Raw genomic sequence first — 6,585 nt, forward strand, 5'->3', positions numbered from 1 at the left:
CCGCCCCCGGCGTCCGCGTGCGCGGGGCGCGGGCGGCGGGGGGGCCGGCGCCCCCCGCCTCGACCCGGGGCGGCTCAGAGCATCGGGCGGCCGACCACCGACGCCACCAGCCGGGCGAACTCCTCCAACCGGGCGATCTGCCCGGCGCCGCCGTCGTCGAGGGTCTTGCCGAAGCGCAGCGCGTCGTGGCGGGGCGTACCCGCCATCTCCTCGCTCGGCGGGGCCTCGTCCAACGAGGTGAGCAGCAGGTAGACGTCGATGCTGTCGACTCGGATCTCGCCGCTGTCCGAGCGGTTGAGCCGCCGCCGGCAGCCCACCTCGGTGACCGTGGAGACCGGCACGACCCGCAGGGACGACGTCATCGATCCCGGCGGCCCCTCCCCCGGCGGCACGTCCTCGCCGTGCCAGAGGATCAGCCGGCTGCCGTCGCAGACGACGACCTCCTGCCACACGCCGTTGACCTCGTTGACGAAGCGTTCCAGGGTGAAGCCGAGCACCGAGGCGCCGCGCAGCACCCCGCCGAGCGCCTCCAGGGCGACGTCCGGGTCGCGCAGATAGGCCCGCGCCGCCGACTCCAGGTCCTGGTAGGGCGACCAGTCCGGAAACACGGCGGGCAGGTCGCCGCCGCCGTAACCCGGTCGGCTCATGCCGCCGCCTCCCCCCGCTCGCCGATGGTCACGGCCTGTCCATCTCCCCCGTCGCGTCGGGCTGCGCGCCGGCGGCCCGGACAGCGGCCGCCTGCCGGGCCGCCTCGGCCTCGCGCAGGTCCTGCCGGCGCTGGGCGTACGCCTCGGTGCCCTTGCTGGGCTTGCGGCGGCGCGGCGGCGCGGTGACGCCCGGGGCGAGCTTGCGCGCGGAGACCAGGAACGCGGTGTGCGCGATCATCCGGTGGTCGGGGCGGACGGCGAGGCCCTCGGCGTGCCAGTCGCGCACCAGCGACTCCCAGGCACGGGGCTCGGTCCAGCCACCGCGCTCACGCAGCGCCTCGACGAGTTCGGAGAGCTGGGGCGTGGTGGCCACGTAGCCGATGAACACGCCGCCGGGCACCAGCGCCCGCTCGACCATGTCGAGGGTCTCCCAGGGGGTGAGCATGTCCAGGATGATCCGGTCGAAGCCGGTCTCCTGGCACTGTGCGACGTCGCCGACGTGCAGGTGCCAGGAGGGGTGCGGCCCGTTGAAGAACGCCTCGACGTTGCGCTTGGCGATCTGGGCGAAGTCGTCGCGCAGCTCGAACGAGTGCAACTCCCCCTCGGTGCCGACCGCGCGCAGCAGCGAGCAGCTGAGCGCGCCGGAGCCGGCGCCGGCCTCGAGGACCTTCGCGCCGGGGAAGATGTCGCCCATCGCGACGATCTGCGCCGAGTCCTTCGGGTAGATCACCTGGGCGCCGCGCGGCATGGACAGCACGTAGTCCGAGAGCAGCGGGCGCAGCGCCAGGAAGGCGGTGCCGCCGCCGGAGGTGGTCACCACGCTGCCGTCGGGCAGCCCGATCAGCGCGTCGTGGGCCAGGATGCCGCGGTGGGTGTGGAACTCCTTGCCGGGCTCCAGCGTCACGGTGTGCATCCGCCCCTTGGGGTCGGTCAGCTGCACCCGGTCGCCGGGCCGGAACGGGCCACGGTGCACGGGTGTCAGCGCCGGGCTGGCGGGGTCGGCGGCGACGGTGGAGGGAGTTGCGGTCACGATGTCATCTTCCGGTTGGGTTCGAGGAGCTGTGCCAGGTCCCCGATGTGCAGAATGCCGACGACATCTTCGCCTGACGTCACCACGTACTGCGCGCCCGGGTGGGTCTGCACGGCCTCCATCACCCGTTCGCCGTCCAGCCCGACCGGGAGGGTGGGGAGCCCGGCCAGTGCGCGGGCGACGGCGTCCACCGGCAGCCAGGGGCGGCGCTCGGCGGGGACGGCCGCGGCGGCGGCCGGGTCGACCAGCGCCACGGGGTGGCCGGTGGAGTCGGTGACCAGCAGCGCGGCGGTGGGCTGCCCGCCCTCGGCGCGGCGGCGCTGGGCCTCGGACAGCGGCGTGCCGGTGGGCACCGGCCAGATCGGCCGCGCCAGTCGGGACAGGTCGATAAGCGGGAACCGCCGGCTGACCCGCGCGGCGCGGATCGACTGCCCGGCGCCGCGCCAGAGCGTGACGGCGACCAGCAGCATCAGCGGCAGCGCCACCGGCGCCAGAAAGTCGGTCAGGGTCAGCAGTCCGACCAGGGCGGCGGTGCCGACGGCGACGACGCGGCCCGCCCAGCCGGCGACCTCGGTGCCGCGGTGCCGGTCGCGGGTCAGGCCCCACACGGCGGCGCGCAGGGCACGCCCGCCGTCCAGCGGCAGCCCGGGGAGGATGTTGAACAGCGCGACGATGACGTTGCTCAGGGCGAGCTGGAAGGCGAGCTGGTGGGCCACGGTGCCCGGGGGCAGGGCCAGGGTGGCGGCGACCGCGAGGACGCCGAGCACCGCGGAGACCGCCGGGCCGGCCAGCGACACCAGCAGGTCGACCTTGGGTGTCGGGGCGTCCCGGTCCATCTCGGTGTACCCGCCGAGCAGTTCCAGGGTGATTCCGCGCACACCGATGCCGTAGCGGCGGGCGGTGAGCGCGTGACCCAGCTCGTGCAGCAGCACCGAGCCGAGCAGTGACACCACGAACCCGAAGCCGATCAGATAGCCACTGACCTGCGGCAGGTCCAGTTGCCGGCGGGCGAACTCGGCGTAGAGCACGGCGACCAGCACGGCGAGCAGGAGCATCGAGGCGTTGAGGTGCAGCGGCACCCCGAGCACCCGGCCCACGCTCAGACCGGGTCGCCGGTCGGACCGACGCGGCGGCCGGGATGTCTGCTCCATCGCACCGATGCTACGGACCGGCCCGGCGTGGGGCGGGCGGCGGGCGGTGTCACACCGGTGCCCTAACCTTTGCGGACATGACGGCGGAACCGGTCACCACCCCCCAGTCCTCCTCCCCGGCGCAGACACCGCCGACGGTGCGGGCCTCGCTGTCCCCGTCGCGGGCGGCGGATTTCAAGACCTGCCCGCTGCTCTACCGGTTCCGCAGCATCGACCGGCTGCCGGAGCGGACGACAGTCGAGCAGGCCCGGGGCACGCTGGTGCACGCGGTGCTGGAGCGGCTGTTCGACCTGCCCGCGCAGGCCCGCACGCCGGCCGCGGCCGGCGACCTGGTGGCCCCCCAGTGGGACCGGCTGGTCACCGAGCAGCCGGAGCTGGCCGGGATCTTCGACGGCGCCGAGCCGGCCGCTCCGGTGGAGTTCCTGCGCTCCGCGGCGGGGCTGCTGGAGGGCTACTTCGCCGTGGAGGACCCGACCCGGCTGGAGCCGGCCGAACGGGAGAGCCTGATCTCGGCGGTCGTCGACGAGGAGCTGCTGATCCGGGGCTATCTCGACCGGCTCGACGTCGCCCCGGACGGCGCGCTGCGGGTGGTCGACTACAAGACCGGCGGCGCGCCCCGGGAGGCGTTCGAGGCGCGGGCGCTGTTCCAGCTGAAGTTCTACGCGTTGGTGCTGTGGCGCACCCGGGGGGTGGTGCCCCGGGTGCTGCGCCTGCTCTACCTGCGCGACGCCGAGGTGTTGGATTACACCCCCGACGCCGACGAGCTGGTCCGCTTCGAGCGCACGGTGGTGGCGTTGTGGCGGGCGATCGAGCAGGCCACCGCCCGCCAGGATTTCCGACCTCGTCCGAGCAGGTTGTGCGACTGGTGCAGTCACCAGGCGCTCTGCCCCACCTTCGGCGGCACTCCGCCGCCGTTCCCCGTCGCGGCGGCGAACGCCGATCCGCTGCGTGACGCCCGTTCCGCTCCGGTGGTGCCCGGCGCCGACGAGTGAGGGCCGCGGCGGGCTTTCGGACCCGACCGCGACGGTGCCGCGTCGGTCGGGACACCGCGGCCGGCGGGCCTCTACCGTGGTCCACGACGCGCCGGCCGGGTACGCGACGATGACCGGTGTGGGCGCGACGGCGAGGGGACGGGAGAAGTGATGGCCGATCGGGTTGCCTCGGCGCGGCCGGTACGGATCCTGCTCGCCGACGACCAGCCGCTGCTGCGCACGGGCTTCCGGATGGTGCTGGGCGCCGAGGGTGACCTGGACGTGGTGGCGGAGGCCGGCGACGGCGTGGAGGCGGTGGAGCTGTCCCGGCGACTGCTGCCCGACGTCGTGCTGATGGACATCCGGATGCCTCGCATGGACGGGGTGGCGGCGACCCGGGCGATCGTCGACTCCCGCCTGCCGGTGCGGGTGCTGGTGCTGACCACGTTCGACCTCGACGAGTACGTGGTGGGGGCGCTGCGCGCGGGCGCCAGCGGGTTCCTGGCCAAGGACGTACCGGCCGAGGAGCTGATCGCGGCGATCCGCACGGTGGCCGGCGGGGACGCGGTGGTCGCCCCGCGGATCCTGCGGCGGCTGCTGGAGCGCTTCGCCGACCTGCTGCCGGATCCGGCGGCGACGCCGTCGGCGACGCTCAGCGCGCTCACCGACCGGGAACGCGAGGTGCTGGTGCAGGTGGCCCGGGGGTTGTCCAACGCCGAGATCGCCGCGGTGCTGTCGGTCAGCGAGACCACCGTCAAGACCCACGTCGGGCACGTGCTGACCAAGCTGCGGCTGCGCGACCGGGTGCAGGCGGTCGTGCTGGCGTACGAGTCGGGTCTGGTCCGCCCGCGGGCGTAGCGGACGCGCGGCGGCTACCCCACCCGGCGTACTCGAAGATCCCTCCGTGGGGGGACGGCCCCGTTGCCGTGCTCACCTACCGTGACCGTAGACGGCTCGGCGCGGTTGACCCTCCTGTGGCCAACGGGGGACGTGTCGTGTCCGGCGGTGTTTCGCCGGTCGGGAAACCTGTCGATCGGCGGCCGGGTCAGGGGCAACCCTGATGCGGCATGGGGGTGCACCCGCAGCGGGAAATCCGCGCCGGGTCCCCCCAGGGGCGGACGGGACGGGCGCGAGCAGCGCCGATGATTGAACGGTCACGCCGGACCATCGGGGGGCGGCGTGAGATTCGGACAGACGGAAGAGGTAGATGACGTGACCGCGACGGTAGGCCAGCAGGCGCAGGCCGCGGCCCGGGCGAACGACGTGTGGAAGGTGTACGGCAGCGGCGAGGCTCAGGTCATCGCGCTGCGGGGGGTCAGCGCGGAGTTCGAACGTGGCCGCTTCACCGCGATCATGGGCCCGTCGGGTTCCGGCAAGTCGACGCTGATGCACTGCCTGGCCGGTCTGGACTCGGTGACCCGGGGGACGGTGTCGATCGGTGCGACGACGGTCACCGGTCTGGGCGACTCGGGGCTGACGAAGTTGCGCCGAGACAAGGTGGGCTTCATCTTCCAGCAGTTCAACCTGCTGCCGACGCTCACCGCGAAGGAGAACATCCTGCTGCCGTTGTCGATCGCCGGTCGCAAGCCGGACCCGGCCTGGTACGACACGGTGATCAAGACGGTGGGCCTGCAGGACCGGTTGGACCACCGGCCGGCGCAGCTCTCCGGCGGTCAGCAGCAGCGGGTGGCGTGCGCGCGGGCGCTGGTCTCCCGCCCCGACGTGATCTTCGCTGACGAGCCGACCGGCAACCTGGACTCGCGCTCCGGCGCGGAGGTGCTCGGCTTCCTGCGCAACTCGGTGCGTGAGCACGGCCAGACCATCGTCATGGTCACCCACGACCCGACGGCCGCCGCGTACGCCGATCGGGTGGTCTTCCTCGCCGACGGGCAGATCGTCTCGGAGTTGATCGAGCCGACCGCCGACACGGTGCTGGACACCATGAAGAAGCTGGACACTCCGGCCGAGGTGGGCAACTGATGTTCCGGGCGACACTCAAGAGTCTGCTGGCCCGCAAGGTCCGGCTGATCCTGTCCGGGCTGGCGGTGGTGCTCGGGGTCATGTTCGTCTCCGGCGCGTTCGTGCTGACCGACACGCTGGGCCGCTCCTTCGACTCGGTCTTCGCCGACGGGTTCTCCGAGATCGACGTGAACGTCGCGGCGAAGCCGAAGGTGCAGGTCGACGAGATGGAGGGCGAGCAGACCGCCGCTCCGCTGCCGGCCGCCGTGGTGGACCGGGTCAAGCAGGTGCCGGGGGTGGCCTCGGCGACCGGCATCGTCAACGCCGACGGCGCCCGGGTGATCGGCAGCAACGGCAAGGTGATCACCTCGTTCGGTCCGCCGCAGTTGGGCGAGAACTGGACCGGCGAGAGCGACCTGATGCGGCTGCGGGAGGGGCGCGCGCCGCAGGCCGAGGACGAGATCGTGGTCAACAAGGCGTTGGCCACCACGGCGAAGGTGCGCGTCGGTCAGAAGGTTGGCGTGCTCACCGCGTTCGAGTCCAAGAAGCGGGAGTTCACCCTGGTCGGCATCCTCGGTTACAGCGGTGACCGGGACTCGATCGGCGGGGTCAACGAGGTCTTCTTCACCACGCCGGTGGCGCAGCGGCTGATGCTGGGCGCGCCGGACACGTTCAGCAGCATCACACTGCGCGCCGCCGACGGCGTCTCGGACGAGAGGCTGCGCGACGACGTGGCCCGCACCGTGGGGTTCGGCCGCTACGGCCTGGACCAGGTCGATCTTTTCGTGCACGGGCGGGTCGTCGACACCACGCGCCTTGAACAGGAG

The 6,585-nt window shown here is 73.1% G+C and carries 7 protein-coding genes; 4 read left to right on the top strand and 3 right to left on the bottom strand.

The features are described 5' to 3' along the window. Positions 1–74: 74 nt before the first annotated feature. From AB0J68_RS23910 to AB0J68_RS23920, 3 genes are read right to left on the bottom strand one after another with little or no spacing between them, the layout of a single operon-like run. Positions 75–647 carry a hypothetical protein gene (locus AB0J68_RS23910; RefSeq protein ID WP_007459901.1) on the bottom strand — a complete coding sequence of 191 codons (573 nt, stop codon included), beginning with the start codon at positions 645–647 and terminating at the stop codon, positions 75–77. A 28-nt stretch (positions 648–675) separates the two neighbouring features. Next, a complete protein-coding gene (locus tag AB0J68_RS23915) occupies positions 676–1,629 on the bottom strand; it encodes a tRNA (adenine-N1)-methyltransferase (protein ID WP_354862397.1) in 954 nt (317 codons plus the stop codon). 44 nt (positions 1,630–1,673) lie between these two features. Then, entirely contained in the window at positions 1,674–2,732 is a 1,059-nt protein-coding gene (locus tag AB0J68_RS23920) for a site-2 protease family protein (RefSeq protein WP_363940526.1), read from the bottom strand. A gap of 173 nt (positions 2,733–2,905) precedes the next feature. Here AB0J68_RS23920 and AB0J68_RS23925 point away from each other — a divergent pair, with 173 nt between their 5' ends. From AB0J68_RS23925 to AB0J68_RS23940, 4 genes are all read left to right on the top strand, one after another. After that, positions 2,906–3,820: a PD-(D/E)XK nuclease family protein gene (locus AB0J68_RS23925; RefSeq protein ID WP_363940524.1), complete on the top strand. Its 915-nt coding sequence runs from the start codon at positions 2,906–2,908 to the stop codon at positions 3,818–3,820. Between the two features lie 150 nt (positions 3,821–3,970). Next, positions 3,971–4,657, top strand: a complete 687-nt coding sequence (locus tag AB0J68_RS23930) for a response regulator transcription factor (RefSeq protein WP_355139073.1) — start codon at positions 3,971–3,973, stop codon at positions 4,655–4,657. A gap of 354 nt (positions 4,658–5,011) precedes the next feature. Further along, complete coding sequence (locus tag AB0J68_RS23935; protein ID WP_234581947.1) at positions 5,012–5,779, top strand: ABC transporter ATP-binding protein; 768 nt, start codon at positions 5,012–5,014, stop codon at positions 5,777–5,779. Beyond that, a partial coding sequence (locus AB0J68_RS23940; protein WP_363940525.1) for an ABC transporter permease occupies positions 5,779–6,585 on the top strand: 807 nt, incomplete at its 3' end. The genes AB0J68_RS23935 and AB0J68_RS23940, both read left to right, overlap by 1 nt.

It is taken from the genome of Micromonospora sp. NPDC049580 (assembly GCF_040675595.1).
Lineage (GTDB): Bacteria > Actinomycetota > Actinomycetes > Mycobacteriales > Micromonosporaceae > Micromonospora.

What these genes read in the sequence shown, in the direction of transcription:
- AB0J68_RS23910 (WP_007459901.1), bottom strand. Translation starts at nt 647, where the DNA reads ATGAGCCGACCGGGTTACGGCGGCGGCGACCTGCCCGCCGTGTTTCCG.
- AB0J68_RS23920 (WP_363940526.1), bottom strand. Translation starts at nt 2,732, where the DNA reads ATGCTCCTGCTCGCCGTGCTGGTCGCCGTGCTCTACGCCGAGTTCGCC.
- AB0J68_RS23930 (WP_355139073.1), top strand. Translation starts at nt 3,971, where the DNA reads ATGGCCGATCGGGTTGCCTCGGCGCGGCCGGTACGGATCCTGCTCGCC.
- AB0J68_RS23925 (WP_363940524.1), top strand. Translation starts at nt 2,906, where the DNA reads ATGACGGCGGAACCGGTCACCACCCCCCAGTCCTCCTCCCCGGCGCAG.